At 38.7% G+C, this 26,415-nt stretch carries 23 protein-coding genes; 12 read left to right on the forward strand and 11 right to left on the reverse strand.

Annotated elements, in window-relative coordinates; genetic code table 11:
- Positions 1 to 77: 77 nt before the first annotated feature.
- Positions 78 to 968, forward strand: a complete 891-nt coding sequence (galU, locus tag ACKC4Y_RS00315; protein ID WP_409361466.1) for a UTP--glucose-1-phosphate uridylyltransferase GalU — start codon at positions 78 to 80, stop codon at positions 966 to 968.
- Positions 969 to 1,007: 39 nt separating this feature from the next.
- Positions 1,008 to 2,003, forward strand: coding sequence for a KpsF/GutQ family sugar-phosphate isomerase (locus ACKC4Y_RS00320; RefSeq protein WP_409361467.1), 996 nt, complete (start codon positions 1,008 to 1,010; stop codon positions 2,001 to 2,003).
- A gap of 287 nt (positions 2,004 to 2,290) precedes the next feature.
- On the opposite strand, the gene ACKC4Y_RS00325 is transcribed toward ACKC4Y_RS00320, so the two are convergent.
- Positions 2,291 to 2,650, reverse strand: a complete 360-nt coding sequence (locus ACKC4Y_RS00325) for a hypothetical protein (protein WP_409361468.1) — start codon at positions 2,648 to 2,650, stop codon at positions 2,291 to 2,293.
- A 253-nt stretch (positions 2,651 to 2,903) separates the two neighbouring features.
- Here ACKC4Y_RS00325 and ACKC4Y_RS00330 point away from each other — a divergent pair, with 253 nt between their 5' ends.
- The 3 genes from ACKC4Y_RS00330 to guaB all read left to right on the forward strand — a co-directional run bounded on the left by ACKC4Y_RS00330 (position 2,904) and on the right by guaB (position 7,939).
- The gene (locus tag ACKC4Y_RS00330; protein WP_409361469.1) at positions 2,904 to 4,289 is read left to right on the forward strand and encodes a sigma-54-dependent transcriptional regulator; all 1,386 of its coding nucleotides are present in this window, start codon (positions 2,904 to 2,906) and stop codon (positions 4,287 to 4,289) included.
- A 430-nt stretch (positions 4,290 to 4,719) separates the two neighbouring features.
- A complete protein-coding gene (locus tag ACKC4Y_RS00335) occupies positions 4,720 to 6,291 on the forward strand; it encodes a phospholipase D family protein (protein ID WP_409362189.1) in 1,572 nt (523 codons plus the stop codon).
- 148 nt (positions 6,292 to 6,439) lie between these two features.
- A complete protein-coding gene (guaB, locus tag ACKC4Y_RS00340) occupies positions 6,440 to 7,939 on the forward strand; it encodes an IMP dehydrogenase (protein WP_409361470.1) in 1,500 nt (499 codons plus the stop codon).
- A gap of 174 nt (positions 7,940 to 8,113) precedes the next feature.
- Here the strand turns inward: guaB and ACKC4Y_RS00345 are convergent, their stop codons facing one another.
- Positions 8,114 to 8,263, reverse strand: coding sequence for a hypothetical protein (locus tag ACKC4Y_RS00345; RefSeq protein WP_409361471.1), 150 nt, complete (start codon positions 8,261 to 8,263; stop codon positions 8,114 to 8,116).
- A gap of 460 nt (positions 8,264 to 8,723) precedes the next feature.
- Between ACKC4Y_RS00345 and ACKC4Y_RS00350 the strand changes: the two genes are divergently transcribed.
- The 3 genes from ACKC4Y_RS00350 to ACKC4Y_RS00360 all read left to right on the forward strand — a co-directional run bounded on the left by ACKC4Y_RS00350 (position 8,724) and on the right by ACKC4Y_RS00360 (position 12,601).
- Positions 8,724 to 10,010 carry an RsmB/NOP family class I SAM-dependent RNA methyltransferase gene (locus ACKC4Y_RS00350; protein WP_409361472.1) on the forward strand — a complete coding sequence of 429 codons (1,287 nt, stop codon included), beginning with the start codon at positions 8,724 to 8,726 and terminating at the stop codon, positions 10,008 to 10,010.
- Between the two features lie 134 nt (positions 10,011 to 10,144).
- Positions 10,145 to 11,701, forward strand: coding sequence for a glutamine-hydrolyzing GMP synthase (gene guaA, locus ACKC4Y_RS00355; RefSeq protein WP_409362190.1), 1,557 nt, complete (start codon positions 10,145 to 10,147; stop codon positions 11,699 to 11,701).
- A gap of 177 nt (positions 11,702 to 11,878) precedes the next feature.
- The gene (locus ACKC4Y_RS00360; protein WP_409361473.1) at positions 11,879 to 12,601 is read left to right on the forward strand and encodes a glycerophosphodiester phosphodiesterase; all 723 of its coding nucleotides are present in this window, start codon (positions 11,879 to 11,881) and stop codon (positions 12,599 to 12,601) included.
- Between the two features lie 104 nt (positions 12,602 to 12,705).
- Here ACKC4Y_RS00360 and ACKC4Y_RS00365 read toward each other — a convergent pair whose 3' ends face one another.
- The 7 genes from ACKC4Y_RS00365 to ACKC4Y_RS00395 form a co-directional block, all read right to left on the reverse strand.
- Positions 12,706 to 13,761, reverse strand: coding sequence for a sn-glycerol-3-phosphate import ATP-binding protein UgpC (locus ACKC4Y_RS00365; RefSeq protein ID WP_409362191.1), 1,056 nt, complete (start codon positions 13,759 to 13,761; stop codon positions 12,706 to 12,708).
- A gap of 2 nt (positions 13,762 to 13,763) precedes the next feature.
- The gene (ugpE, locus tag ACKC4Y_RS00370; protein WP_409361474.1) at positions 13,764 to 14,615 is read right to left on the reverse strand and encodes a sn-glycerol-3-phosphate ABC transporter permease UgpE; all 852 of its coding nucleotides are present in this window, start codon (positions 14,613 to 14,615) and stop codon (positions 13,764 to 13,766) included.
- A 10-nt stretch (positions 14,616 to 14,625) separates the two neighbouring features.
- Entirely contained in the window at positions 14,626 to 15,510 is an 885-nt protein-coding gene (ugpA, locus tag ACKC4Y_RS00375; RefSeq protein WP_409361475.1) for a sn-glycerol-3-phosphate ABC transporter permease UgpA, read from the reverse strand.
- 107 nt (positions 15,511 to 15,617) lie between these two features.
- Positions 15,618 to 16,943, reverse strand: coding sequence for a sn-glycerol-3-phosphate ABC transporter substrate-binding protein UgpB (gene ugpB, locus ACKC4Y_RS00380; RefSeq protein ID WP_409361476.1), 1,326 nt, complete (start codon positions 16,941 to 16,943; stop codon positions 15,618 to 15,620).
- Positions 16,944 to 17,283: 340 nt separating this feature from the next.
- Complete coding sequence (locus ACKC4Y_RS00385) at positions 17,284 to 18,210, reverse strand: metal ABC transporter solute-binding protein, Zn/Mn family (RefSeq protein ID WP_409361477.1); 927 nt, start codon at positions 18,208 to 18,210, stop codon at positions 17,284 to 17,286.
- Between the two features lie 9 nt (positions 18,211 to 18,219).
- Positions 18,220 to 19,092: a metal ABC transporter permease gene (locus ACKC4Y_RS00390; protein WP_409361478.1), complete on the reverse strand. Its 873-nt coding sequence runs from the start codon at positions 19,090 to 19,092 to the stop codon at positions 18,220 to 18,222.
- Positions 19,093 to 19,117: 25 nt separating this feature from the next.
- Positions 19,118 to 19,849: an ABC transporter ATP-binding protein gene (locus tag ACKC4Y_RS00395; RefSeq protein ID WP_409361479.1), complete on the reverse strand. Its 732-nt coding sequence runs from the start codon at positions 19,847 to 19,849 to the stop codon at positions 19,118 to 19,120.
- 718 nt (positions 19,850 to 20,567) lie between these two features.
- On the opposite strand from ACKC4Y_RS00395, the gene nrdH reads away from it, so the two are divergent.
- Genes nrdH through nrdF form a run of 4 tightly spaced genes read left to right on the forward strand, consistent with a single transcriptional unit; the run spans position 20,568 to position 24,308 of the window.
- Positions 20,568 to 20,792, forward strand: coding sequence for a glutaredoxin-like protein NrdH (nrdH, locus tag ACKC4Y_RS00400; RefSeq protein WP_409361480.1), 225 nt, complete (start codon positions 20,568 to 20,570; stop codon positions 20,790 to 20,792).
- The gene (gene nrdI, locus ACKC4Y_RS00405) at positions 20,792 to 21,190 is read left to right on the forward strand and encodes a class Ib ribonucleoside-diphosphate reductase assembly flavoprotein NrdI (RefSeq protein ID WP_409361481.1); all 399 of its coding nucleotides are present in this window, start codon (positions 20,792 to 20,794) and stop codon (positions 21,188 to 21,190) included. The genes nrdH and nrdI overlap by 1 nt, the downstream gene beginning before the upstream one ends.
- Complete coding sequence (gene nrdE, locus ACKC4Y_RS00410) at positions 21,172 to 23,322, forward strand: class 1b ribonucleoside-diphosphate reductase subunit alpha (RefSeq protein WP_409362192.1); 2,151 nt, start codon at positions 21,172 to 21,174, stop codon at positions 23,320 to 23,322. The genes nrdI and nrdE overlap by 19 nt, the downstream gene beginning before the upstream one ends.
- 11 nt (positions 23,323 to 23,333) lie before the next feature.
- A complete protein-coding gene (gene nrdF / locus ACKC4Y_RS00415) occupies positions 23,334 to 24,308 on the forward strand; it encodes a class 1b ribonucleoside-diphosphate reductase subunit beta (protein ID WP_409361482.1) in 975 nt (324 codons plus the stop codon).
- On the opposite strand, the gene prmC is transcribed toward nrdF, so the two are convergent.
- Together prmC and prfA are read right to left on the reverse strand one after the other, a co-directional pair.
- Positions 24,305 to 25,174: a peptide chain release factor N(5)-glutamine methyltransferase gene (prmC, locus tag ACKC4Y_RS00420; protein WP_409361483.1), complete on the reverse strand. Its 870-nt coding sequence runs from the start codon at positions 25,172 to 25,174 to the stop codon at positions 24,305 to 24,307. The two genes, nrdF and prmC, sit on opposite strands and share 4 nt — an antisense overlap.
- The gene (gene prfA / locus ACKC4Y_RS00425; protein WP_409361484.1) at positions 25,171 to 26,250 is read right to left on the reverse strand and encodes a peptide chain release factor 1; all 1,080 of its coding nucleotides are present in this window, start codon (positions 26,248 to 26,250) and stop codon (positions 25,171 to 25,173) included. Before prfA ends, prmC begins: the two co-directional genes overlap by 4 nt.
- Between the last annotated feature and the right edge of the window lie 165 nt (positions 26,251 to 26,415).

Consider the following 26,415-nt stretch of genomic DNA (forward strand, 5'->3'; position numbering starts at 1 on the left):
TTTTTTATCATTTAGTAAAAACATATGTTAAATGAAATCAGTAAGTTATACGATTAATGAGGAGCAGGAAGGTGAGAGTGCGTAAAATTCGGAAAGCAGTATTTCCCGTAGCAGGTCTTGGTACGCGTTTTCTCCCTGCAACAAAAACAATTCCTAAAGAAATGCTAACGATTGTTGATAAGCCTGTTATTCAATATGTTGTAGATGAGGCACGTGAAGCTGGTATTGAGCATTTTATTTTTGTAACTGGACGCAATAAAGCAGTCATTGAAGATTATTTTGATGCGCAAGTTGAATTATATACAACACTTGCTGAACGTGGCAAAAGAGAAGAGCTTGAGCATTTACAAGATTTACAACCTTCACCAGGGATGACTTCTTTCACAAGACAACAGCAACCCTTGGGGCTAGGACATGCTCTTTGGTGTGCGCGTGAATTAGTTGGAAATGAGCCTTTTGCTTTATTATTACCGGATATGCTTATACACGCTAAAAATAGCTGTCTTTCTGAAATGATCAATCTTTATGAAAAAACAGGAGGAGGGAATATTATTGCTGTTCAGGAGTGCGATCTTGAGGAAGCACATAAATATGGTATAGTTGACAAAGGTAAACAGATTGCAAATGGTTTTAAAATCACAAAAATGATAGAGAAACCAGCAAAAGGGACAGCGCCGTCGAATTTGTACATCAATGGGCGTTATATTTTGCAACCAGAAATTTTTAATATTCTCTCCAACCAAGAACGAGGAGCAGGAAATGAAATTCAGTTAACAGATGCGATGGTGAGGCTTTCAAATGAGCAAGATTTTTTTGGTTACCAGTTAGAGGGACTTACTTTTGATTGTGGTTCTAAAGCTGGTTTCATTGAAGCCAACGTTGCATTTTCTTTGGCGCGCGCTGATATGCATAGCCAAGTTTCTGCTTCATTAAAAAATCTACTAGAAACCATTAAAGTTGAAAAATGATATAGATCTCTCATTTAATTTCATTTATCGAATTTGATCATGACAATACAATCTTCTCTTATGCTGAATTTGCAGGGCGCCGTTACATCGGCGCTTAAAACACTTGCGAGTGAAAAACAGGGGCTTGAAGCCCTTGAAACTGCTTTTCTTGGGAGCCTTTCTTCTTCTTTTGAAGCTGCGGTTCAAGCTATTAGACGCGCCAAGGGTCATGTGGTGATTACTGGTCTTGGTAAAAGTGGTCATATAGGGACAAAAATTGCTGCAACCTTAGCTTCAACGGGGACACCTGCTTTTTTCGTACATGCAGCAGAAGCCAATCATGGTGATCTTGGGATGATTGGATCTGATAATGTTATTCTTGCTTTATCATGGTCAGGCGAAACTTTGGAATTAAGTGGTATTATAAATCATGCTGCGCGTTTTCATACACCACTTATTGCAATGACATCAGGCGAGCACTCTACATTAGGACGACAAGCTGATATTGTACTCTTATTACCAAAGATAGAAGAGGCTTGTCCCCATGGGCTTGCTCCTACAACTTCAACAGTTATGCAATTGGCAATGGGAGATGCATTAGCTGTTGCTCTTTTAGAAATGCGTGGTTTTACTGCAACCGATTTTAAGGTTTATCATCCCGGTGGTTCTCTTGGTGCAAACCTTAAATACGTGCGTGATATTATGCATGGGGGTGACAGTATTCCTTTAGTTTTGCAAGGTACAACCATGGCTGAAGCTATGGATGTTTTGGTTAAAAAACATTTTGGTTGTGTTGGTGTCATAAATCAAGAAGATGAATTAATCGGGATTGTGACCGATGGTGATCTTGCACGCAACATTCACTTTAATTTATCAAAATTTAATGTTGATGAGGTGATGACGAGGGATCCAAAAAATTTGGAACCAAATACACTGGTTGGTGCGGCGACAGCTTTTATTAACGATCACCATATTGGTGCTTTTTTCGTTGTTGAAAATAAAAAACCGGTAGGAATTGTTCATTTTCATGATCTTTTGCGCGTCGGTGCTGCTTAAGTCGAGAAATCTCCGTATCAGATAAAATTTTATTCTTGAGAAAAAAGACTCAACAATTAAAAGACAAATTTCTCCTATGAGGCAACTTTATTAAAATGTTTTTTGCAAAAGGTGATGGTTGGCGTATTAAAGGTGTACAACAAATTGTCCCTATAGATGATCGTGTTAAGATCTTTGCGTATTTTAGAAGAGACCTTCACCAGGAGGAGAAGATTTTATCGCCTCTTGTTGTTATATGTAGGCTCTAGATGTTTCTAACAGAATAAAAGCTTTAGCTTTTATTCTGTTTAAAATTTTCGCTTAAGAAAAAATTGTGATCCTGTTTGTGAAGTGCAGAGAAGTTGTGTTTCGTTATGCGATATCATACAACTTACTCGAGATACTGTTCCACGGAGAATGGAGCGTATTTCGATTTCTATATGTTGAGCACTGACATAATTATATGTGCCTTCTGATAGTTTTTCTTCTGTATCTGCTGCTCGCGTTTCAAAAACACCATTGCGGAAAGAAGAAACAATACCGTTTTCATCAACCCACTTACCATCAATTCCGCTTGATATATTTTGTCCATAATATTGCGAAAAGCCACAGGCACCTAATATTAAAGCGGTAATTGTAAGACATAAAATACGGTAAGTGTGCTTCATCTTTTTCACTCGATTTGTGTTACTCTGCTCTTTTAGCTTCTATAACAATATTAAACCATTCCATTAGTTAATATGAAAAATTTTATGAAAATCAATGAAAAAGCAAAAAAATAGAAAAAAATGCCTTAATGTTGTATTTAATTAACCGATTAATGGATTTAGTATGTGAACAGAAGAGGTGAAATGTTTCTTATGCTTTACGATAATTCTTATATTAGGCTGTTTAGTAGTCTCAAAGGAGATTATTAGAATTATGGTTGGTCCCATTCTTGTTGCGAGTGAAGATTATGGGAGGCGTATAGAGCTTTCTGCTATGCTCCGAGGTTTTGGTTACCGTGTTATTGAAGCAGAAAATGGCCTCCGCACGATTGATCTTTTACACAGACGTAAAAATATTGTGCTTGCCCTCCTTGATGTCGTCATGAGCGATTTGAGTGTGAGTGATTTAATTAAAATGATTAGAGTGGCTGGTGTTACTGTTCCTATTGTTGTGATAGCACAACAGGAGAATCAAGAATTACTTCAGAAAGCTTTAGCCGCTGGGGCTGTTGATTATTGGGTTCATCCAGTTACGTTACTGCGGTTGAGAGTGACTTTAGATACTCTTGCTCTCATTTCTGCATTGGAGCGTGAGGTTCGTTATATTCGGCGAAAAAATGAGAATCATTTGCGATTTTCTGATCTTTGCATAAAAAGCAGAGCAATGCAGATAGTTTTAGAGCAATCGAAGAGAGCTGCGGCTTCTTTACAGAATCTTTTAATAGAAGGTGAAGTTGGGACTGGTCGTGAAACATTAGCACGCATTATTCATCATGAGGGCTTGTTATCGGAGGGAGCTTTTATTCGCTTCCAATGTACAGCTATTGTTGATCCAGAAGAAGAAAACCGACGATGGTTTAAAGAATTTTTACCACTTGTTTCTTCTCTTGAAAAAGGGACGCTTTGTCTCTGTGATGTTGATCGACTTGAACCCGTACAGCAAAAGCGTTTTGCCCATTACCTAAAAGAAAGGGAAAAGGTTACAAAGAATAAAAATTTCCCTTTTCGGATCATTGCTATTTCAACCTCGCGATTGAGGGATCTAGCTAAAGAAGACTTGTTTTTGCATAGTTTGTTCGAACAGTTTTCCCAATTATCTATAAGCGTTCCTGCTTTACGAGAATTGAGGGATGATTTTCCAGATCTTACACAACGTTTGATTGATCGCATTATTACGGAAACAGGGCGATCGCATGTGCATGGTCTAGCAGGGTCAGCTCTTTCATTGCTTATGCAGTATGATTGGCCTGGTAATCGGGATGAACTTGAAAATTTTTTATTTCGTGCGATTTTACTTAGCGAAGGGCCATTGTTAACTGTTCGGGATTTCCCACAATTAATGGGAAATTCACTAACGAATGTTCCAAATATCATTGAAAATAATGTGATGGAAGATCATGAACAAGAAGCGGTAAAATTTTTGGATACTGATGGCCATGTTCGTCCTTTTTCTGAGATGGAACGTGATATTATTGAGAAAGCAGTTAAACATTATAAGGGACATATGAGTGAGATTGCTCGTCGTCTTCGTATCGGGCGCTCTACGCTTTATCGCAAAATAGAGGGTTTGAGAGTGGTCAATACTAAAGAACGGAAGTAAAATCTATGACAAATCTCCATTCATAAGATGCAGGATTTTCAAAAAAGTATTGTGCTTTTGGTGAAACAGGGGAGGGTTTTTAGCGTTTAAAAGGAATGTCATGTAGTGCACAGCTTTAACATTAAGGATAATTTTATAAGCGCAGTGCGTGTGAATTTTATTGAGTAGAATTATTTTCAACTTTCTTTTCTTGTTTCACTTTCCACGACTTTAGCTAAATTTGTACTTAAGATGAAAGAGACAGCTTTTAAGCTTTTTAGCATATCAGCCAAAATTCTGTGATATTGATGTTGGGTTTATATTCTCTTAAACAAGAGATGGCATTCTACTTGTTACGTGATTAAGGTAGAATCATTGATTACATCGGTTTTAGTGTTGTGGTTCGTATCGATAGTGGTGCGATGGCTTAAAAATGGAAAGTTTATCCTCTTTGGCTTTGTTACAAATTGTTGTCGGTTTTATCGCATTTTTTTTTGTTGCGTCTATGTTGGCGATCTACACATATGGACGTTTTATTAAAAGCGCTAGGGGGGAGTGTTCTTATGCATTGACTGTTAAGAAAGACGAAACGCCGCTTGATCGTATAGTAGGTCAATTAGCAGATGAAGCGGATGGATTAGGAGTTGATAAAGATGCTCTTTCACTCATCATTAGCAATTTGGATGCCTTTTGTGTTCGTGCGATAGGAGCAGCACAGGCTGGGCGTAGCCTTGATCTGATGTATTATATTTGGGACGACGATTTAACGGGGCGCTTATTGTTAAGTGAAATAGTAGAGGCGGCTGATCGTGGTGTTCGTGTGCGCCTTCTTTTAGATGATATTAATGCTCAAGCTCGTGATCCAGCTTATATTGCGCTGGATAAACATCCTAATATTGAAGTAAGAATGTTTAATCCAGGGCGATCACGTAAGGGTGGTTTACGTCGTGGTTTAGAGATTATATTGCGGGCAATTACTGTCACGCGTAGAATGCATAATAAAGCTTTTATTGTGGATGGTCGGGTGGCTTTTGTAGGAGGACGCAATCTTGCAGATTCTTATTTTGATGTTGGTGAGAAATCGCATTTTCGAGATTTAGATCTAATGTTAATTGGCCCCTCTGTTAAAAAGGTAGAAGCTATTTTTGATGACTTTTGGAATAGTGCTGTGGTTTTGCCGATTCATACTTTGGTTATTCCTAAAAGTGCAAGCGACTTTCGCTATTGGAAGTATAAATTACGAGAATTTCGCGATTCTAAAGTTGCAAAAGTTTATCTAGACTATGTTAACGAACATATTAATTTTAAATGTTTTATTGAAACAGGAAAGCGATTATTTTTAGCAGATAAAGTTGTTGTTCTTTCTGATCCTCCTGAAAAAGCATTGCGTAAAAAAGCAGGAAATTGGCTTATGAAGGCACTCTCCCCAGTTATTGGAGATGCCAAAAAAACGGTTCAAATTACATCGCCTTACTTTGTTCCAGGTAAGGTAGGTACGCAGAGTTTTAGTAACTTGGTTTCAAAAGGTGTTGATGTCAAAATTCTTACGAATTCCTTAGCAGCCACTGATGTAGCACTCGTGCATGGTGGCTATGTGTCCTATCGTAAGAATTTATTGAAAGGTGGTGTTAAACTCTACGAGTTAAAACCGAATGGAGATAATCATGGATTGCGCTTGTTTAGATCAAGTAGGGCAAGTTTACATACAAAAGCTTTTTTAGTTGATCGTAAAACTGCTTTTATTGGGTCTTTAAACTTTGATCCCAGATCAGCTGCGCTGAATACGGAAATGGGCATTCTTTTTGAATGTGCACCGATTACAGCGAGGCTAGATTTGCTTTTTTCTGAAGAAACAACCGGTGAAATGAGTTATCATCTCCGCCTTGGTGATAATAACCGCATTTGTTGGGATTTTATAGAAAACGAAAAGCAGCATAGCGTTGATTATGAGCCAGAAAGCAATTTTTGGCGTCGTGCATTTGCTAAAATAATAAGTTGGTTACCCATTGAATCGCAATTGTAAATTTTATAAACCATAATTAGAAAATTATTTTAATTTTTCTTTTCATTTTTTTGTAAAATGGCATAATTCTGTGCCAATCCACAACTTATGAGAGCCGCAGTTGTATTTAAAGCCACTTGCGGTGCTTTTTTATTAAAGGAATTTGGCTATGGCAAAGATTGTTGAAACAGGGACGGGTGCACTGGCACTGACTTTTGATGATGTGCTTTTACAGCCGGGTCATTCTCTTGTTATGCCTAGCCAAGTGGATCTTAAAACACGTATCGCAACTGATATTGAACTGAATTTGCCATTGCTTTCTGCTGCAATGGATACTGTGACGGAATCACGGTTGGCTATTGCTATGGCTCAAGCTGGTGGTCTTGGTGTTATCCATCGCAATATGTCTCCTGCAGAACAAGCTGAAGAAGTTCGTCAGGTGAAAAAATTTGAATCTGGGATGGTGGTTAATCCGGTGACAATTGGGCCAAATGCAACACTTGAAGAGGCGAAAGCTTTGATGCGCTCTTATGGTATTTCCGGTATTCCGGTTGTTGAAAATAGCGCTAAAGGTGAGACTGCTGGACGGCTTGTTGGCATTTTAACCAATAGAGATGTGCGTTTTGCATCAGATCCCAAACAAAAAATTTATGAATTAATGACGCATGAAAATTTAATCACAGTTCGTGAAAATGTTCAACTCAATGAAGCGAAGTACCTTTTACATCATCACCGTATTGAAAAATTATTGGTTGTAGATGAACAAAATCGCTGTGTTGGTTTGATAACAGTTAAGGATATTGAAAAAGCACAATTAAATCCAAACGCTGCTAAAGATTCGCAAGGTCGCTTGCGTGTTGCAGCTGCTAGTAGTGTGGGGAATGATGGGATTGAGCGGGCTGAAAGATTAATTGACGCAGGCGTTGATGTTCTAGTGATTGATACCGCTCATGGACATTCTCAGCGTGTATTAGACACAGTTGAGCGTATTAAAAAAATGGCGCCTTCTACAGCTGTTATTGCTGGTAATGTCGCGACTCCGCAAGCAACACAGGCTTTGATTGATAGTGGTGCAGATGCTGTAAAAGTTGGTATTGGTCCTGGCTCTATTTGTACAACGCGCATTGTTGCAGGTGTTGGTGTGCCTCAACTTGCAGCCATTATGAGTGCTGCAGAAGTTGCTGAAAAAGCAGATATTCCTATTATTGCTGATGGGGGGATAAAAGCTTCTGGTGATTTTGCTAAAGCTTTGGCAGGTGGGGCTTGTGCTGCTATGATTGGCTCTCTTTTAGCTGGTACGGAAGAAAGCCCTGGTGAAGTTTATCTGTATCAAGGGCGATCGTTTAAAGCTTATCGCGGCATGGGATCAGTTGGTGCTATGGCGAGGGGATCGGCAGATCGTTATTTTCAGGATGAAGTTCGTGATATGCTCAAATTGGTGCCTGAAGGGGTCGAGGGACAAGTTGCTTATAAGGGGCCTATAGCATCGGTTTTACACCAGCTGGCTGGTGGGTTACGTGCTTCGATGGGCTATGTTGGGGCGGAAAATTTAACGGAATTTCGTGAAAAAGCAATGTTTGTTCGTATTACGAATGCTGGACTTCACGAAAGCCATACACATGATGTTGCTATCACGCGGGAAAGTCCAAATTACCGGCGTCCTGTTTGATAGGTAAAACGATTACAGTCGTTTTGCAAGGGCATAAAAAACCTTTTAAAACATATCCGGAAATTACTATTTTTGCTTTTTGTGATTTTTTTTACAATAATTTCAAAAATACAAAGGAAGGAATTGGAGGTTAATGCTTCAATTCCTTCCGTGCGTTATAGGAAATTAAGGGAATTAACTTTTTGTAGTCTTCTGTCCCGTCTTTGACGCGCGTTGGCGAGTGTTTGCCGGATCACTTTGGACGGATTTCTTTCCATTGTTTGAGGGTGTTGTATTGTGACGGCTTTTAGATGAAGTTGTTTTCCCATTATTGTAAGTATTCATTATTTTCTCCTTTTAAATTATCTGGCTTAAGACCAGTACAGTAAAAACGGTCATGTCAAATAGTGGTTCCAAGCGTTTTCTAAAAAGTTAATATTTTGTTAGGAATAAGATGTGTGTGCTGGTCTTAATATGTGTTGTTTATAGAGAGCTATGAAAATTTAATTTACGAATAAAATAAGGGAGGATGATTTTTGCGTATGTATATTGGGAGAGGGATTTTAAGGATACATCCTACCTTGTAGTATCAAGTGAGAATCTACGCATTTTAGAATGAGAGGAATGTAAACAGATAGCGTATGAGAGAAAGAGTTTTTATGCGCTAAAAAATGTGATCAGAATCATAGGGTGTGCAATATAAATTTGAGATAGTTCTGAGAAGATTCCACTGGCAGTAAGAGAGATAATGTTGTTCTTTGCTTAAATTGTTTAGAACTTTATAGAAATTCAATGGGAAAAATAAATGCGCTTAGGCGGACGTTTGCAGGCGGCGATAGATATTCTAAAAGAGATAGAAATTCGGTATCGCCCAATAGGTGAAGTTTTAAAAGCTTGGGGGATTTCTCATCGCTTTGCTGGAGCAGGGGATCGTGCAGCAATTGCTACAATTGTTTATGATGTCTTGAGACGGCGTTATTCTTTACAATGGCGTATGGAGAGTGATGATATGAGGGATATCGTTTTTGGCACCTTATTAGATGCTGGAAAAATGACGATTGAACAAATTGATGAGGAATTAGGAGGAGATCGATTTGCACCTCAGTTATTAGGAGCGCGGCAACGTCAATCATGGCAAAAACGAAAATTGGTTGATGCACCAGACTATATTCGTGGTGATATTCCCCAATGGTGTCAAGCGCATTTACGTCCTTCATTTACTGACAATTGGGTCGTTGAAGCTGCTGCATTAGCAACACGCCCTTTTTTAGATTTGCGCGTGAATAGCTTGAAGACAACGCCAGAAAAGGTTTTTCAGGAATTAGCAAAAACCAAAGTTCAATCGTTATCATGGTTTCCACAAGCTTTAAGGATTGCACCGATTGAAAAGTTTGACCGTCATCCCAATGTTCAAGTTGAACCAGCTTTTCAAAAGGGGCATTTTGAAATACAAGATTTGGGATCTCAAATTGTTGCTTACCTTGTAGAAGCAAAAGCCAGTATGCAGGTATTGGATTATTGTGCCGGAGCTGGTGGAAAAACATTAGCCTTAGCTGCTAGTATGAAAAATAAGGGACAAATTTATGCTTATGATTCAGACAAAGCCCGTTTGGCTCCTATTTTTGATCGTCTTCGACGCGCTGGTGTTTGTAATGTACAGCCACTGGCACAAAGAGAAGAATTGAAACCATTAATAGGTAAGATGGATATTGTTTTATTAGACGCACCATGTAGTGGTACAGGAACATGGCGGCGACGTCCAGATACAAAATGGCGTTTGACATTAGAACAGGTAAGACAGCGCCAAGTGGAACAAAGGGCGATTTTGAATGAGGCTATAGATTATCTTAAACCAAACGGGCGCTTAGTTTATGTTACATGTTCTCTTTTTGTGGATGAAAATGAGGAACAAATTTCTCATTTTCTTCAACAGCATTCCAATTTTGATCCAATAAATATGCGCGCATTGTGGCAGCAACATTTTGGTTTTTCGCCTGTACAACCGAACTTTTCAAATTATGGACTTACTTTATCGCCAGCGACAACAAAAACAGATGGTTTCTTTTTATCGGTGTTACAAAAAAAACAGTAATACATATTTTAGGCATTTTTTATTTTAAATTATTACGAGAACAACCTTTTTCTTAAACGAATAGGCTTGTGAAAAGTGAAAGATTGATTAATAAATCTCATTGGTTCTCTTTTACAATTACTGATTGGTTTTCTATGAGCACATCACATTTAGACACTGTCCTTATCATTGATTTTGGTTCACAAGTTACACAACTTATCGCACGGCGGGTGCGAGCAATGGGTGTTTATTGTGAAATTATTCCTTTTCAATTAGCTTTAGAAGGTATCAAGCGGATAAAACCCAAAGCGGTTATTTTATCAGGCAGCCCTTATTCGGTTAATGATGATGGTTCGCCGCGTGCTCCAATGGAAATTTTTGAAATTGGTGTTCCAGTTCTTGGGATTTGTTATGGTGAACAAGCCATGTGTGTTCAGCTTGGTGGAAAGGTTGAAGTTGGACATGAGCGTGAATTTGGGCGGGCTTTTTTGGAAGTGCAAGAAGAGAGTCCACTGTTTGATGGTGTTTGGGAAAAAGGCTCTTGTTATCAAGTATGGATGAGTCACGGTGATCGCGTAACGGCTTTGCCGACGGGCTTTCGTGTAATAGGAACATCAAAAGGTGCTCCTTATGCTGCCATTGCTGATGAAACAAGGCGCTTTTATGCACTGCAGTTTCATCCTGAAGTTGTCCATACACCGGATGGAGAAAAATTGTTGCAAAATTTTGTTCATAAAATCTCTGGTCTTAAAGGCAATTGGTCAATGGCTTCTTATCGTGAGCAGGCAATTGCTAAGATACAGCAACAAGTTGGAAAAAGTCGTGTTATCTGTGGTCTTTCAGGTGGTGTGGATTCATCAGTTGTGGCTGTGCTTCTCCATGAAGCAATAGGAGATCAATTGACATGTGTTTTGGTGGACCATGGATTGATGCGCAAAAATGAGGCTCAAGAAGTTCTTACATTATTCCGAGATCATTATAATGTAGAGCTTATTCATGTAGATGCTGCCGATATGTTTCTCAGTGCTCTAGAAGGGATGACAGATCCAGAGAAAAAACGCAAAACGATTGGCCGCCTTTTTATTGAAGTTTTTGAAGAGGAAACGAAAAAAATAGGAGGAGCAGAGTTTTTAGCGCAGGGCACACTTTATCCAGATGTCATTGAGAGTGTATCAGCGATTGGTAAGTCAGTAACAATTAAAAGCCATCATAATGTAGGGGGATTGCCAGAACGGATGAAGATGAAACTTGTAGAGCCGTTGCGTGAGCTTTTTAAAGATGAAGTCCGCTCGCTAGGGCGAGAGTTAGGATTGCCGGAGCAATTTATTGGCCGTCATCCTTTTCCAGGTCCCGGTCTTGCAATTCGGTGTCCAGGTGCAGTTACACGTGAAAAGCTAGAAATTTTACGTGAAGCGGATGCTATTTACCTTGATGAAATTCGTAAAGCCAGTCTTTATGATGAAATTTGGCAGGCTTTTGCTGTTCTTCTTCCTGTTCAGACTGTCGGTGTTATGGGTGATGGACGCACTTATGAATTCGTTTGTGCTCTCCGTGCGGTAACATCTGTAGATGGAATGACCGCTGATTTCTATCCGTATAGTATGGAGTTTTTAGGCAAAGCAGCGGCACGTATTATTAATGAAGTTAAGGGTATTAATCGTGTTGTTTATGATATAACATCAAAACCTCCTAGTACGATTGAGTGGGAATAATTCAAATCAAGTGCAATCTTTTTAAGCAAGGAATGTTGTTCAGGATTTGATATTTTGGGAAGTGAGCAAAAAGAAACAATTTTTAAGAAATTGTTTTGCACTTTGTATGATTTAAAAAAATCATTATCTCACCTATATTAACCAGTATCGTTTAAAATTGAGAAGTGTGAATTTTGCATGTCTGAAAAAAAAATTGTTGCACATCGTGGTGGAGCTCATCTTTATCCTGAAAATACTCTTTCGGCATTTAATAATGCTATAGCGCTAGGTGTTGATGAAGTTGAATGCGACGTTCATTTGCTGAAAAGCGGTGAAGTGGTTGTCTTTCACGACTTCCGTCTAGACCAATTGGTTGGAAAAAAGGGATATATTCATGACATTGATAATGAAACACGCAAACAACTCTGCGTAAAAGGAAGCCAAGAAGCACCTCCCTTATTAGAAGAGGTGCTTGATCTTTTAGCACCAACGAATATTGCATTGCATCTTGAAATAAAAACATGTGGTGAAGTTGAGCGTGAAACAATTTTATCTCAAAAAGCACTTGCGTTGATAAAAAGCCGAAATTTAGAAAAACGGGTTTCTGCAATTAGTTTTGATCCTACAAGTCTTCGTCCCTTCATTGAAGCAGGAATACTATCTGGTCCATGTATTGATAGTTTTGAAGGAGATATGCATCGTCGTTTTTCTGAATGGAAACAATTAGGGTATTCTGACTTGAGTTTATATGGCTCTCTTGCATCGCAGGACTTTATTGAATCGGCACTTGAAGCTGGTTTTACTGTGGGAGTATGGACAATCAATGGGAGAGCTCGGTTATCGCACTGGCTTGATATGCCTGTACACTATATCACAACAGATCAACCAGACCTTGCTTTACAATTACGTGCACAAAGATGACATACATCTATAATACAAAAGAAAATATATATTCTAACGAAGATAAGGTTAAAAGGAGAAAGTAAAAAAGTACTTGCCGAGGGTTCTAAGAAGGGTAAGATTTTTTACTTTATTAACTGATTATTTGTGCGCTTTCCAGTGGTTTTATTAAAAGTATGGAAGTTTTGATGAGGGACAGTAAAGCTTAGTTTTTTACCATAATCGCTTGTAAGGCGCTCTTTTACTTCAACAGTAAAAATAGCGCCATTCCAATGCGTTAAAACATGGCATCCCGTTCCTATAGGTTTAATAAATTCAATTTGTGTATGAAAGACAGGTCCTTTATCTGGATGTTCGCCCAACAAAATTACTTCTGGTCTGAATGCCAAAAGATCAGTTTCTTCGTTATAAGAAAACGAATAATTTAAATGCTGTTCTAAGATTTTTCGATCAAGAAAATTCATAGGGGGAGAACCAATAAAATCAGCAACAAACGTTGTTGCTGGAGTATCGTAAATTTCCATTGGTGTTCCAATTTGCTCGATAGCTCCTTTATTCATAACGACTATTCTATCGGCCAATGTCATGGCTTCTAGTTGATCATGGGTAACATAGAGACTGGTTGTTTCTAATGAGCGCTGTAAAGTTTTAATCTCGATACACATTTGAGCACGCAATTTTGCATCAAGATTTGAAAGAGGTTCATCAAAGAGAAAGACACGTGGTTGACGCACAATCACACGTCCCATTGCAACACGTTGGCGTTGTCCTCCTGATAATTGCCGTGGTTTACGGTCAAGAAATGGCTCTATCTCCAGAAGTTTTGCAGCATGCGCGATACGCCTATTTATTTCGTCTTTAGGTGTTTTACGATTTTTAAGACCATATTCTAAGTTTCCACGAACTGTCATATGGGGATAAAGAGCATAATTTTGAAAAACCATAGCAATATCACGATCAGCAGGTTCACGATCATTGATACGCTCATTATCAATATAGAGTTCGCCTGAAGTAACTTGCTCGAGTCCTGCAATAATACGTAATAAGGTTGATTTGCCACACCCTGAAGGACCGACAAGGACAAGAAGTTCGCTATCGGCAACAGTTAAGTTTAAATCGTCAATGACCAAAATGCCGTTGTCATATTGTTTTTTTATATTTGATAACTGGATTGTGGCCACAGTCATTTCTCCGTTTCAATAAGGCCTTTGATAAAAAGCCGCTGCATGCAAATAACGACAAGAACAGGCGGTACCATGGCAACGACCGATACTGCCATGAGTATATTCCATTGAGGATCATGCTGAAGTGATTCTACGACAAGCTGTTTTAGGATAATAAGGACAGTTTGATGATTTTGATCAGTTGTAACGATAAGAGGCCAAAGATATTGTATCCATCCATAAATAAACATAATGATAAATAAAGCAGCAATATTGCTTTTGCTAAGAGGGAGAAGAATATCTTTAAAAAATTTAAATGGCCCTGCACCATCAACACGAGCAGCTTCTAAAAGTTCATCAGGAACAGTCAAAAAAAACTGACGAAATAAGAATGTAGCAGTTGCGGATGCAATGAGTGGAATAATCATCCCGCCATAGGTATTTATCATGCCTAATTGTGCGACTACTGCATATGTTGGGATAATACGAACTTCGACAGGCAGCATCAGAGTGACAAAGATGAGGGCAAAAGCAGTTTTGCGGAAAGGAAAGCGCATGTAAACAATTGCATAGGCAGAAAAGAGCGAAATAATAATTTTTCCAATACTAATACCAAGTGCCATAATGAGTGAATTCACTAAAAGCGGCCAGAGGTTAGGCAAGCCGAGCTGCACAAGGCCATCACCAAAGATTGTTTTATAGTTTTCTAGAGTATGTGTTCCCGGTAAAAGAGGAAGTGTTCCGGAACTAAACGCCGCTGAACTATGAGTTGATGCAATGATAGCAACATAAACCGGAAAGCAAATAATGATAATACCAACAATAAGGATGATATGGGTTAAAAATTTCAGAACAGGACGATTTTCAACCATGATTTTCTTCCTAATATTGTACGCGACGTTCAAGCCAGCGGAACTGGATAAACGTTAGGATAATAACCATCAACATTAATATCGTTGATTGTGCTGATGATGCACCAATCATTTGGTTTTTAAAACCATCATCATACACTTTGTAGACGAGAGTGTTTGTCGCACGTGCAGGGCCTCCAGAGGTTATGTTGTCAATAATACCAAATGTGTCAAACATAACATATTGAACATTGACAATAAGAAGGAAAAACGTCGTTGGTGAAATCTGCGGAAAAACCACCGTCCAAAACCGTTTAAAAGGCCCCGCACCATCAATTGCTGCTGCCTCTATTTGGGAACGTGGAACGGATTGAAGACCCGCAAGAAAAAAAAGAAAATTGTAGGAGATTTGTTTCCAACTGGCTGCAATCACAATAAGGATCATTGCTTGAGTGCCATTGATACGATAATTCCATATAATACCTATTTCTTTAAGAAGAAAAGGGATTGTTCCGATTGTTGGATGAAAGATAAACAACCACAATATACCTGCCAATACTGGAGCAACAGCATAAGGCCAGAGCAAGAGCGTTGTATAAGCCTTTTTTGCGCGTATAACACGATCAACGCAGACAGCCAAAAGAAGCGATATCGTCATTGCAACAACAGTGACAGAGATGGAAAATATCGCAGTCGTGAGTAGTGATTGGATATAAGTAGGATCAGAAAGAATAGTCACATAATTTTCAAAACCTATAAAGGTTGTTGTAAAGCCAAAAGGATCTTCACGCTCGAAAGATGATTTTATTGCTTGGGCAGCAGGCCAAAAGAAAAACAAAAAAGTCACAAGGAGCTGAGGAAAAAGCAGCCAGTAAGAAAGGAGACTATTTTTGAAATATGCATGTTTTTCTTGCATTCGTAGGGGCTCTTTAAATGGAGAGTCTTTAGAAGGGTGAACAAAAAAAATCTAAAAAACTCAACTTCCTAGTTGAGTTTTTACTTTTTAATAGCAATAATGAAATCTCAATGATTGGCTTTCTCAAATTCACGTAAAAGTTTATTTCCACGTTTAATGGTTTCATTTAATCCATTTTCTGGTGTTTTGGAGCCGCTAAGAACAGCTTCTAGTTCTTGATCGAGAATGGAACGAATTTGCGGCATATTACCAAATCTTATACCCTTTGAGTTAACAGTTGGTGGGTTGAGAGTGATCTGTTGAATAGCAATATCCGCACCGACGGTTTTATCGTAGTAATGTTGTTTTTTGCTCAGTTCATAAGCAGCTTGTGTAGTTGGAAGGTAACCTGTTGTCTGATGCCATTTGGCTTGGTTGTCAGCTCTTGATAGAAACTTAAGGAAAGCAGCCGCACCTGCATATTCTTCAGGAGTATGACCTTTTAAAGCCCAGATAGAGGCTCCACCAATAATTGAATTTTGTGGTGCTCCTTCTACATCATCATAGTAGGGGAGCATTCCAAAGCCAACATTAAACTGTGCTTCGGAAACGATACCAGCACGTGATCCTGAAGATTGCATAAAAATTGCACAATTTTGTGTCATGAACATTGGGGTTGCATCTAATGCACCGGCAGGTCCTCCATAGCGGAAAATACCTTGATCAGACCATTTTTTAAGGTCACTCCACATACGCACTTGTAAAGGTCCATTAAAAGTAAGCTCTGAATCAAGACCGCTAAACCCATTTTCTTTCGTCCCAAAAGGAATATTGTGCAAAGCTGAAAAATTTTCCATACCAATCCACTGAGATGCATAAGCCATTGTGAAACCACAATTCGCTGCTTTACTTTCAAGAATCTTTTTGGAGAAATTTTCGACATCTTGCCACGTTTTCGGTGGTTTTTCTGGATCAAGCCCCGCTTTTTTAAAGATATCTTTATTATAATAAAGGATCGGTGTTGAAGCGTTGAATGGCATAGAGAGCATTCGTCCCTGAACATCGGAGTAATAACCACTTATAGCAGGTAAATAATCTGCAGAATCGAATTCTTGTTTTGTATCAGCCATAAGTTGATAAATGGGATAAACTGCACCTTTTGCCGCCATCATGGTTCCAGTGCCAATTTCATAGATTTGGGCGAGAACTGGTTGTTGTTTTCCGCGAAATGCTGAAATGAGTGAGACCATGCCTTCTTCATATTCACCACGAAATGAAGGAACAACTTTGTATTTAGATTGACTAGCATTAAAGTCGTTAATGAGATTTTCAGTTTGTTTTCCTAGCTCTCCGCTCATAGAATGCCAAAAGCTGATTTTTGTTTGCGCAAGACTCGCTGTTGCCACACTGATAGCAACTGTAAACGCTGCTATAGAAAGATAAAAACGACTCATGGTTCACCCTTTCTGAAGTGATGGAATACAAATTCCCCCTGATTTATAGTATTACACATGAACATGCCATGACGATTTTATTACAAAAATGTGTTAGTTCATTTAAACAGGAACCACCAAAAGGTCAAACGAATTTGTTTAAACTTATCAGTTTTTCCTTTATGAGTGCTGTCGTGTGTTTATGCGGTCACTGTAAACATTTGATAGAGAACGGAGAGGGTGCAAATGAGAGAAGAAAAGGGCAAGCTCAAGGATACAAACAGTAAATATTATTTTGCTTAGACAGAGCAGTGTTCGAATTTACTGTTTGCAAGAGAATGTCTTTTTAGAATGATGTATTCTAGTGCTTTGTTATCGCATCGATGATAGTCTTAACGTTATGTTCCATCATATTGAGATAAGTTGCAGCGGGACCGTTTTCATCTGATAATGCATCAGAATACAGTGTTCCACCAATTTTTAAACCTGTTTCTTTTGAAATCTGTTCTATGAGACGAGGATTAGAGATATTTTCAACGAACAGTGCGGTTACTTTATTCGTCTTAATTTGTTTGATAAGTTTAGCGACATCGGCAGCGGTGGCTTCAGCTTCTATTGAAGCACTTTGGGGTGCAAGTATGATGAAGCCATATTCCTGAGCAAAATAGTCAAATGCATCATGAGATGTAATAATAATACGCTTATCTTTGGGGATGGTGGAAATCTGTTTTGTGATCCTTGTCTGCATTTCATTGAGCTTTTGGATATAGGCGTTGGCATTTTTGCTGTAATTTGCACAGGATTGTGTATCGATTTTACACAAAGCAGTGGCGATATTTTTAACATAAATCACGACATTAGGGATAGTTTGCCAAGCATGTGGATCGATACTGCTGTGGTGGTGATTTTGTTGAACATCATGTTTGTTATTTTCAATTTCGAGAGGAGGAATGTTGGTGCTCACTTTGATAAGAGGTGCTTTTGTGCCGCTTGCTGTAAGGAGTCGATCCATAAAACTTTCTAAATGAAGTCCATTGATGAAAATAATATGAGCTTCTTTAAGAGCTTTTGTGTCATGGGGGGTAGGTTCATAAGTATGGGTATTCGCATTGGGACCGACAAAAGTGGTCATAGAAATATGGTCGCCTCCTACATTTTTTACTAAATCTGCAAGAATAGAAAAGCTCGCGACAACTTTAATTTTATTATGCGCAGAAGCAGAAAATGGGGAACAGGAAAGCAACAAGAAGGTCCCAAGAAAAACAAATTGTTGAACAAATTTAGGCATGTTGTTTCCTTACGATGAGGGGAAAATATAAAAGAGGTGGGGAAACCGTGTCACAATAAAACCGCGTGGACTTACTAAGCAGGAAAGAAGATAAATAACGCCCGCGGCAAGAATGATAGCTGGACCGGAGGGAAGGGAAAAATGAAAAGAAAGCAGAAGTCCACACGTGCTAGCAATGATTCCTAAAAAGGTGGAAAGTATACAAATAGGGCCAAGACGCGAAAGCCAAAAACGGGCTGTAATGGCTGGAATCATCATAATGCCGACAGAGAGCAATGTTCCTAAGGACTGGAAACCGCCAACTAGATTCAATACCACAAGTCCGAGCAATGATATATGAACATATTTGCTTAAAGGAGAGAGTGATTTAAAAAAAAAGGGGTCAAAGCTTTCTACCACGAGTGCGCGCCAGAAAATACAGAGACTACACAATGTGATCAACATTATGGTCGTGATTAGCCAGAGAGCTTGTGTATCAATCGCAAGTACTGAGCCAAATAAGAGATGGAGGAGGTCAATCTTTGAATCTTTAAGTGAAACAATAATGATGCCTGCTGCTAGCGCAATAAGATAAAAAACAGTCATTGATGCATCTTCTTTCTGGATGCTATTTCGTGAAATTAAAGCAGTTGCTACCGCAACAATGACACCAGCTAAGATTCCACCAAGTGTCATAGAGATGAGCGAGAAGCCACAAAAAAGAAAAGCTGCCGCAACACCAGGAAGAATGGCGTGGGATATAGCATCTCCTGTGAGACTCATTCCGCGTAGCATCAAAAATACACCAATGGGACAAGCGCTGATGGATAAAAGAATTGAACCAATTAAGGCGCTTTGCATAAAATGGAAATCAAAGAAGGGTGCAAGGAAAAATGCGTACACGTATTACGATCCAATAGTGCTAGAATTATGAATGGAAAGACATTAGTTTTAGAGAGTTGATAGGAAAAGAGTTAGATATAAGAGGTGGCATAACATGATGAGTGCTATCGTTGAAAAACTGTGTTGTTTCTCCATAAAAGGCGTTTTGTTTCTTAATTTGAATCATTTGAGGAAAATGTTTTTGCACAATGAGGGAATTATGGAGTGCCGTAAGAATTGTTCGGCCTTGCTGTTGCCAATGCGTGATCAAAGTAAGAAGATCTTTTTGGGTATTATCATCCACACCATTAAAAGGTTCATCGAGTAAGATAATATCGGCATCTTGTACAATGATACGTGCAAAAAGAGCACGCTGTAATTGACCACCTGATAGCGTGTCAAGGGATCGGGTGGCGAGTGCTGAAAGGCCAACCATTTCAAGTGCATTTTGAATCTTATATTGATAGGGGCGCTGGCTTTTCCACAATCCACAGAAAGGCCATAACCCTGTTTTTAAGAGAGTTTCTACATTAATAGGAAATGTTCGGTCAATGTCGCATTGCTGAGGAAGATAAGAAATACGATTTTTCTTCGATTTTGTAATTTTACCACTCATAGGTTTAATGAATCCAGCGATGGCTTTAAGCAGTGTGGATTTTCCAGAACCATTATCACCTGTTATTGCAACCAAAGAGCCCGCTCTCAGCTTTGCTGAAAAGCTGTTTATTGCTATCCTGTTCAAGTAGCCTAATGTTACGCTATCGAAATGCAGCCCCATAATCTGTACCACCTCTATTATTTTGCTTCAGATAGTTATGTTATATAGTTACATTTGTCAATAAAATGTTATATTATTACATATGTTTTGGGAATTAAGTATTTTGATAGGAAGATCGTGGAAAATTCAAAATAATGGTTGAATTTGCCTTGACGAAAGAGAGAGCGTGTATACTATATATAGTATCAAAATGATTGGTGATTCTAAATAAGCACAAGTGAGGGTAGAGTGTGTTTCGTTTGGTATCTAAGTTATTTCCATAATTTGAGAGCAAAAAGTTTATTCAGTGAGAGGAGAGCAGTGTTTCTGCTGAAACCTCTTTAGGAGGAATCTCCTTTCGTTTTTTTGTGTTGATTTTTGTTATAAAAGGGTAAAAAGCGTAAACCTATTTGTATTGAGGAGCGGCTGCTGGAGTGTTTTAGGGGTCGTTAGTTTTTTAGGCAGCAGGAGGGAATTGTATTGCAAACAGAAGATTGTTTTATAACTGGGGATTTTACAACTTAGGTTGTAGGATGATCATTGATTCTCATTATAATCCTAGAATTATTTTGTGAGGATTTCTGTTACATTCAGAAAGCTATATATTATTTAAATGAGAATATAGCTACACGTGTTTGCGTACGATTGCTGTTTTTTTGTTATTCTTGAGTATTTATAAACTTGTCAGGATTGACTCTTTTAGGGTTGATTTTTTTTGGAATTGTGAAAGTTGAAGAAAATGCCGATCACTATTTATAGCAAACCATCTTGCGTCCAATGTGACGCTACCCGCCGCGCCTTTGATGCTAAGGGCATTAATTATCGTGTCATTGATATTTCACGTGATGAACAAGCATACAGTTTTGTTCAATCCTTGGGGTATCGTCAGGTTCCTGTAGTCGTTTGTGGTGAGAATCATTGGTCTGGCTTTAGACCAGATATGATTAGTGGTCTTCGTGTTTAATGGGGCTTATTGTTTATTATTCGAGTGCAACGGGTAATACGGAACATTTTGTCTCTCAGCTTTGTCAACGACTCTTCAAAATTGATAAAAAAAATCCGTCTGTGTTAGTTAATGAGCCTTATGTGTTGGCCGTTCCTACCTATGCAGATGGTGAAGGGAGAGGAGCTGTGCCGAAAGCGGTTATTCGTTTTCTCAATGAAAGTGAGAATCGCAAATTCATTCGTGGTGTCATTGGTGGTGGGAATCGTAATTTTGGTCGCTATTATAATTTAGCAAGCAAGATCATTGCTGAAAAATGTTTTGTGCCTTGCCTTTATCGTTTTGAGCTGCGTGGAACTGATGAAGACGTTATTTGTGTAAAGAAGGGATTGGAAAGATTTTGGAAACAATTGGTATAGAACAATCTCAGAAATCGGATCAGATCACGGATTATCATGCGCTGAATGCAATGCTTAATCTTTATGATGAAAATGGTCATATCCAATTTGATATGGATCGGCTTGCTGCACGGCAGTATTTTCTCCAGCATGTTAATCAAAACACGGTTTTTTTTCATAATCTTAAAGAAAAAATAGACTATTTGATAGAGGAAGGTTATTATGAGAAAGCTTTGTTTGAGCTTTACGATTTTTCTTTTATCAAAAGGCTTTTTAAACGCGCTTATGCATTTAAATTTCGTTTTCCTACTTTCTTGGGCGCCTTTAAGTATTATACCAGCTATACACTGAAGACTTTTGATGGGAAGCGCTATCTTGAGCGTTATGAGGATCGTGTTTGCCTTGTGGCTTTATATTTAGCACAAGGAGATAAGGCCCTTGCAGAGAGTTTTGTAGATGAAATTATTACAGGGCGGTTTCAACCTGCAACACCAACATTTTTGAATGCGGGAAAAAAACAACGTGGCGAATTAGTATCATGCTTTTTGTTGCGGGTTGAAGACAATATGGAATCGATAGGTCGTTCGATCAATTCAGCTTTACAACTTTCAAAACGTGGTGGAGGTGTGGCACTTTGTTTAACGAATTTGCGTGAAGCAGGGGCCCCGATTAAGAAAATAGAAAATCAGTCCTCAGGTGTATTACCTGTGATGAAACTCTTAGAAGATGCCTTTTCTTACGCTAATCAACTGGGTGCGCGCCAAGGGGCTGGTGCTGTTTATTTGCATGCACATCATTTAGATATTATGAAGTTTTTGGATACAAAGCGCGAGAATGCTGATGAGAAGGTTAGAATCAAAACGCTTTCGCTTGGTGTGATTATTCCTGATATTACTTTTGAGCTTGCACGTAATAATGAAGATATGTATCTGTTCTCACCTTATGATATCGAGCACGTAACAGGAAAACCTTTTAGCGATATTTCTTTAACGGAGCATTATCGCTCTTTTGTTGATAATGCAAAGATCCGTAAAAAGAAAATAAGTGCACGTGTCTTTTTCCAGACGTTAGCAGAAATTCAATTTGAATCAGGTTATCCATACATTTTGTTTGAGGATACCGCCAATCGAGCTAATCCGATAGCGGGTCGTATTAGTATGAGCAATCTATGTTCAGAAATTTTGCAGGTGAGTGAGGCGAGTGAACTAGAAACCGATTTAACTTATCGCACTGTTGGAAGTGATATATCTTGTAATCTTGGTTCCATGAATATTGCAAAAGCGATGGAAAGCAGTGATTTTGGGAGGACGGTGGAAGCTGCTGTTCGTGCTCTTACTGCTGTTTCTGATATGAGTGATATTGCTTGTGTACCTTCCATTGCGAAAGGCAATGCCGAAAGTCATGCGATTGGTTTGGGACAAATGAATTTGCATGGTTTTTTAGCGCGTGAACAGATCTATTATGGGTCTCCAGAAGCGATTGATTTCACTAATATCTATTTTTATACTGTGACGTATCATGCAATACGGGCTTCCAATTTGATCGCACGTGAACGTCAAAAAGTGTTTGTAGGATTTGAAAAATCTACTTACGCAGATGGAAGTTTTTTTGCAAAATATATTGAGAAGGAATGGAAACCGCAATTTCCGCTTGTGCAAGAACTTTTTGCACGTAATAATATCGTTATACCGGACCAAAAGGATTGGCAAGAACTCAAGAAATTAGTTATTGAGTACGGGCTTTATAATCGCAATCTTCAAGCAGTACCACCCACGGGGTCTATTTCCTATATTAATAATGCGACATCTTCTATTCATCCGATTGCTTCGAAGATTGAGATTCGCAAAGAAGGAAAAATTGGACGCGTTTATTATCCCGCTCCTTATATGGATAATACAAATTTGCATTTCTATCAGGATGCTTATGAGGTTGGTCCTGAAAAAATTATTGATACCTATGCCGCAGCCACACAGCATGTTGATCAAGGTCTTTCGTTAACCTTGTTTTTTCCAGATACAGCCACCACGCGTGATATTAATCGCGCGCAAATTTATGCTTGGAAAAAGGGTATAAAAAGTATTTATTATATACGATTGCGACAAGTAGCGTTGAGTGGAACAGAAGTGGATGGCTGTGTTTCGTGTAGTCTATAGGAGATAATCATATGACAAAGATTACAACCAAAAATCCTGTTGTTTCCGCTGTCAATTGGAATAGATTGCATGATGAGAAAGATCTTGAAGTTTGGAATCGCTTGACTGGAAATTTTTGGTTACCTGAGAAGGTTCCACTTTCTAATGATATTCCTTCATGGGCAAGTTTGACTGAGGAAGAACGTCAGCTAACAATTCGTGTTTTTACAGGATTAACTCTCCTAGATACGATTCAGAATACCGTAGGAGCCATTTCACTTATGGCTGATGCAATAACAGAGCATGAGGAGGCAGTGTTGACGAATATTGCGTTCATGGAAGCGGTTCATGCACGTTCTTATTCCTCTATTTTTTCAACTTTGTGTTCGACGGTAGAAGTCGATGATGCATTCAGGTGGTCAGAAGAAAATGTTCATTTACAGAAAAAAGCCAGATTAGTACTTGAGCGTTATGAAGCAAATGATCCACTAAAGAAGAAAATTGCTTCGACTTTACTTGAAAGCTTTTTATTTTATTCTGGTTTTTATTTACCAATGTATTGGGCTAGCCGCGCTAAGTTGAGCAATACAGCTGATCTTATTCGACTTATTATTCGTGATGAAGCGGTACATGGTTATTATATCGGATATAAATTCCAATTAGGGTTTGCAAAACTTGACGAAGTCAAAAAGCAGGAAATTAAAGACTTTGCTTTCAATTTGCTTTTTGATCTTTATAACATTGAATGCAAATATACTGAAGACCTTTACGATGCTATCGGATTGACAGAAGATGTTAAAGTGTTTCTTCATTATAATGCAAACAAAGCCTTAATGAATTTAGGTTTTGAAGCTCTTTTTCCACCAGAAGTTTGTCGTGTTAATCCTGCTATTTTGGCAGCTTTATCACCGAACTCTGACGAAAATCATGATTTCTTTTCAGGAGCTGGTTCTTCCTATGTTATTGGCAAGGCGGTTGCTACCACGGATGACGATTGGGAATTTTAATGATTATATGCAAAGAGAAGTGCGCGTGGTATACCGTTAAGATCCTTGCGCATTTCTAGCAATTGGAAGCTATGTTTTTCAAATAAATCGCAGACTGTTTTTTCTTGAGAGTAGCCAATTTCGACAGCTAAAGAACCTCCTACTTTTAAGTGATTTTTTGTTTCATGAGCAAGTTTTCTATAGAAATCAAGACCATCTATTCCACCGATAAGAGCGCGCAGTGGATCATGTAAACGCACTTCTTTTGCAAGATTTTTAATATCTGTTTCTGGAATATAAGGGGGGTTGGAAATAATGAGATCAAACTGATCAGTGACAGAATTAAACCAATCGCTAAGAAGAGGTGTAAAGCGATGTATAACCTCTGCATTTTTTGCATTTTTTATGGCTGTGTTGAGAGCATCTTCAGAAATATCGACAGCTACTGCATAGGATTGGGGAATTTGTTTAAGAAGCGCAATGGCAATGGCGCCACTTCCTGTTCCCATATCAAGAAATGTTGTTTTTCCCGAGTTTTCTACATGTTTTATGAGGAGTGGCAAAACAAGATCTACCAACGTTTCTGTATCAGGACGTGGTTCTAAAGTATCTTCAGATAACGCAAAGGATATGCCATAGAATTCTCGAGTTCCGATAATACGGTAGACAGGTTCACCAGCAATACGCCGTTGTACAACTTTTTCTAATTGTATAATTTGCTCAGAAGAAAGGCGCATATCTGGTTGGCAAATTCTGTCAGATGCATTTGTACCTGTTATCCATTCAACGAGTATTTTTGCATCAAGGTTGGCTTGAGAAATCCCTTGGGTGCGCAATTTTTCTTGTGTTTTACGAATGATATTGTTGAGAGAATAATAATCATTCATCCACTATTATCCATTTCAGTAAGGAGTGCTGTCTGATGATCGGATATGAGTGCATGTATAATCTCATCGAGATCTCCTTCTAGGATGCGGTCGAGTTTATACAGTGTGAGATTAATACGATGGTCAGTAACACGTCCTTGCGGGAAATTATAGGTACGAATACGCTCTGAACGATCACCAGAGCCCACTTGGTTTTTACGGGATGCGGAGCGTTCACGCTCTGCTTTTTGTCTTTCGATGTCGAACAAGCGTGCACGTAAAATTTGGAGTGCACGTGCTCGGTTTTGATGCTGTGATTTTTCTGCTTGCACGACCATAATTCCTGTTGGAATATGCGTAATACGAACAGCTGAATCGGTTGTATTGACATGCTGTCCTCCTGCACCTGACGCACGCATTGTATCAATGCGAATATCTTCTGGTCGAATTTCAATATCAATTTCTTCCGCCTCAGGAAGAACTGCAACGGTAGCAGCGGATGTATGAATACGTCCTCCCGTTTCTGTATCAGGGATGCGTTGCACACGATGAACACCTGATTCAAACTTCAGTTTAGAAAATACGCCTTTTCCTGAAATAGTAGCAATAATTTCTTTATATCCGCCAACATCACCTTCGCTAAGAGAAACAATTTCGACTTTCCATTTATGAGTATTGGCATAACGTTCATACATACGGAAAAGATCACCAGCAAAAAGCGCTGCTTCTGATCCGCCCGTACCCGCTCGAATTTCAATAATGGCACTTTTTTCATCAGCAACATCTTTTGGCAAAAGAAGAATTTGAAGCTCTTGCTCAAGCTGTTCAATTTTTTGACATAAAAGTGGTAATTCTTCTTGGGCGAGACTACGCATTTCCATATCTGTTTGCGTATCACTGATCATGGTTTTGAGCTCTGTTTTTTCTTTATAGAGAGCATTTAATATTTTTATGGGTGCAACGATTGACTCTAATTCTGCATATTCAGAAGCTAATTTTACATATGTTTCAGCATTGGGGTTTTCAGCCATTTGGCTTTCAATTATTTCAAAGCGCTTTTCAAGCTGTTTCATACGATCTTGTGGCAAAGAAACCATAACAATATTGGCCTAATTTGTTAATAATAGTAACGACTGATTGCTTTATAGCATCCTATAAAAAGGGGTAATAAAGCACAAAAACTTTCTTGCCAATGAAAACTACAAGTTATTAAGATGATAAAGTCTGGTTTTCATGAAGAGCTTTTTGGTTATATGTACGAA

Source organism: Bartonella heixiaziensis (genome assembly GCF_046245125.2).
Lineage (GTDB): Bacteria > Pseudomonadota > Alphaproteobacteria > Rhizobiales > Rhizobiaceae > Bartonella > Bartonella heixiaziensis.

Bases quoted from the DNA above. Each gene is read 5' to 3' on its own strand.
- nrdF (WP_409361482.1), top strand. From the start codon at position 23,334: ATGACAAAGATTACAACCAAAAATCCTGTTGTTTCCGCTGTCAATTGG.
- guaA (WP_409362190.1), top strand. From the start codon at position 10,145: ATGAGCACATCACATTTAGACACTGTCCTTATCATTGATTTTGGTTCA.
- ACKC4Y_RS00350 (WP_409361472.1), top strand. From the start codon at position 8,724: ATGCGCTTAGGCGGACGTTTGCAGGCGGCGATAGATATTCTAAAAGAG.
- ACKC4Y_RS00360 (WP_409361473.1), top strand. From the start codon at position 11,879: ATGTCTGAAAAAAAAATTGTTGCACATCGTGGTGGAGCTCATCTTTAT.
- prfA (WP_409361484.1), bottom strand. From the start codon at position 26,250: ATGGTTTCTTTGCCACAAGATCGTATGAAACAGCTTGAAAAGCGCTTT.
- ACKC4Y_RS00345 (WP_409361471.1), bottom strand. From the start codon at position 8,263: ATGAATACTTACAATAATGGGAAAACAACTTCATCTAAAAGCCGTCAC.
- ugpE (WP_409361474.1), bottom strand. From the start codon at position 14,615: ATGGTTGAAAATCGTCCTGTTCTGAAATTTTTAACCCATATCATCCTT.
- ugpA (WP_409361475.1), bottom strand. From the start codon at position 15,510: ATGCAAGAAAAACATGCATATTTCAAAAATAGTCTCCTTTCTTACTGG.
- ACKC4Y_RS00330 (WP_409361469.1), top strand. From the start codon at position 2,904: ATGGTTGGTCCCATTCTTGTTGCGAGTGAAGATTATGGGAGGCGTATA.
- ugpB (WP_409361476.1), bottom strand. From the start codon at position 16,943: ATGAGTCGTTTTTATCTTTCTATAGCAGCGTTTACAGTTGCTATCAGT.
- ACKC4Y_RS00320 (WP_409361467.1), top strand. From the start codon at position 1,008: ATGACAATACAATCTTCTCTTATGCTGAATTTGCAGGGCGCCGTTACA.
- prmC (WP_409361483.1), bottom strand. From the start codon at position 25,174: ATGAATGATTATTATTCTCTCAACAATATCATTCGTAAAACACAAGAA.
- ACKC4Y_RS00395 (WP_409361479.1), bottom strand. From the start codon at position 19,849: ATGGGGCTGCATTTCGATAGCGTAACATTAGGCTACTTGAACAGGATA.
- nrdH (WP_409361480.1), top strand. From the start codon at position 20,568: ATGCCGATCACTATTTATAGCAAACCATCTTGCGTCCAATGTGACGCT.
- nrdI (WP_409361481.1), top strand. From the start codon at position 20,792: ATGGGGCTTATTGTTTATTATTCGAGTGCAACGGGTAATACGGAACAT.
- ACKC4Y_RS00325 (WP_409361468.1), bottom strand. From the start codon at position 2,650: ATGAAGCACACTTACCGTATTTTATGTCTTACAATTACCGCTTTAATA.
- guaB (WP_409361470.1), top strand. From the start codon at position 6,440: ATGGCAAAGATTGTTGAAACAGGGACGGGTGCACTGGCACTGACTTTT.
- ACKC4Y_RS00385 (WP_409361477.1), bottom strand. From the start codon at position 18,210: ATGCCTAAATTTGTTCAACAATTTGTTTTTCTTGGGACCTTCTTGTTG.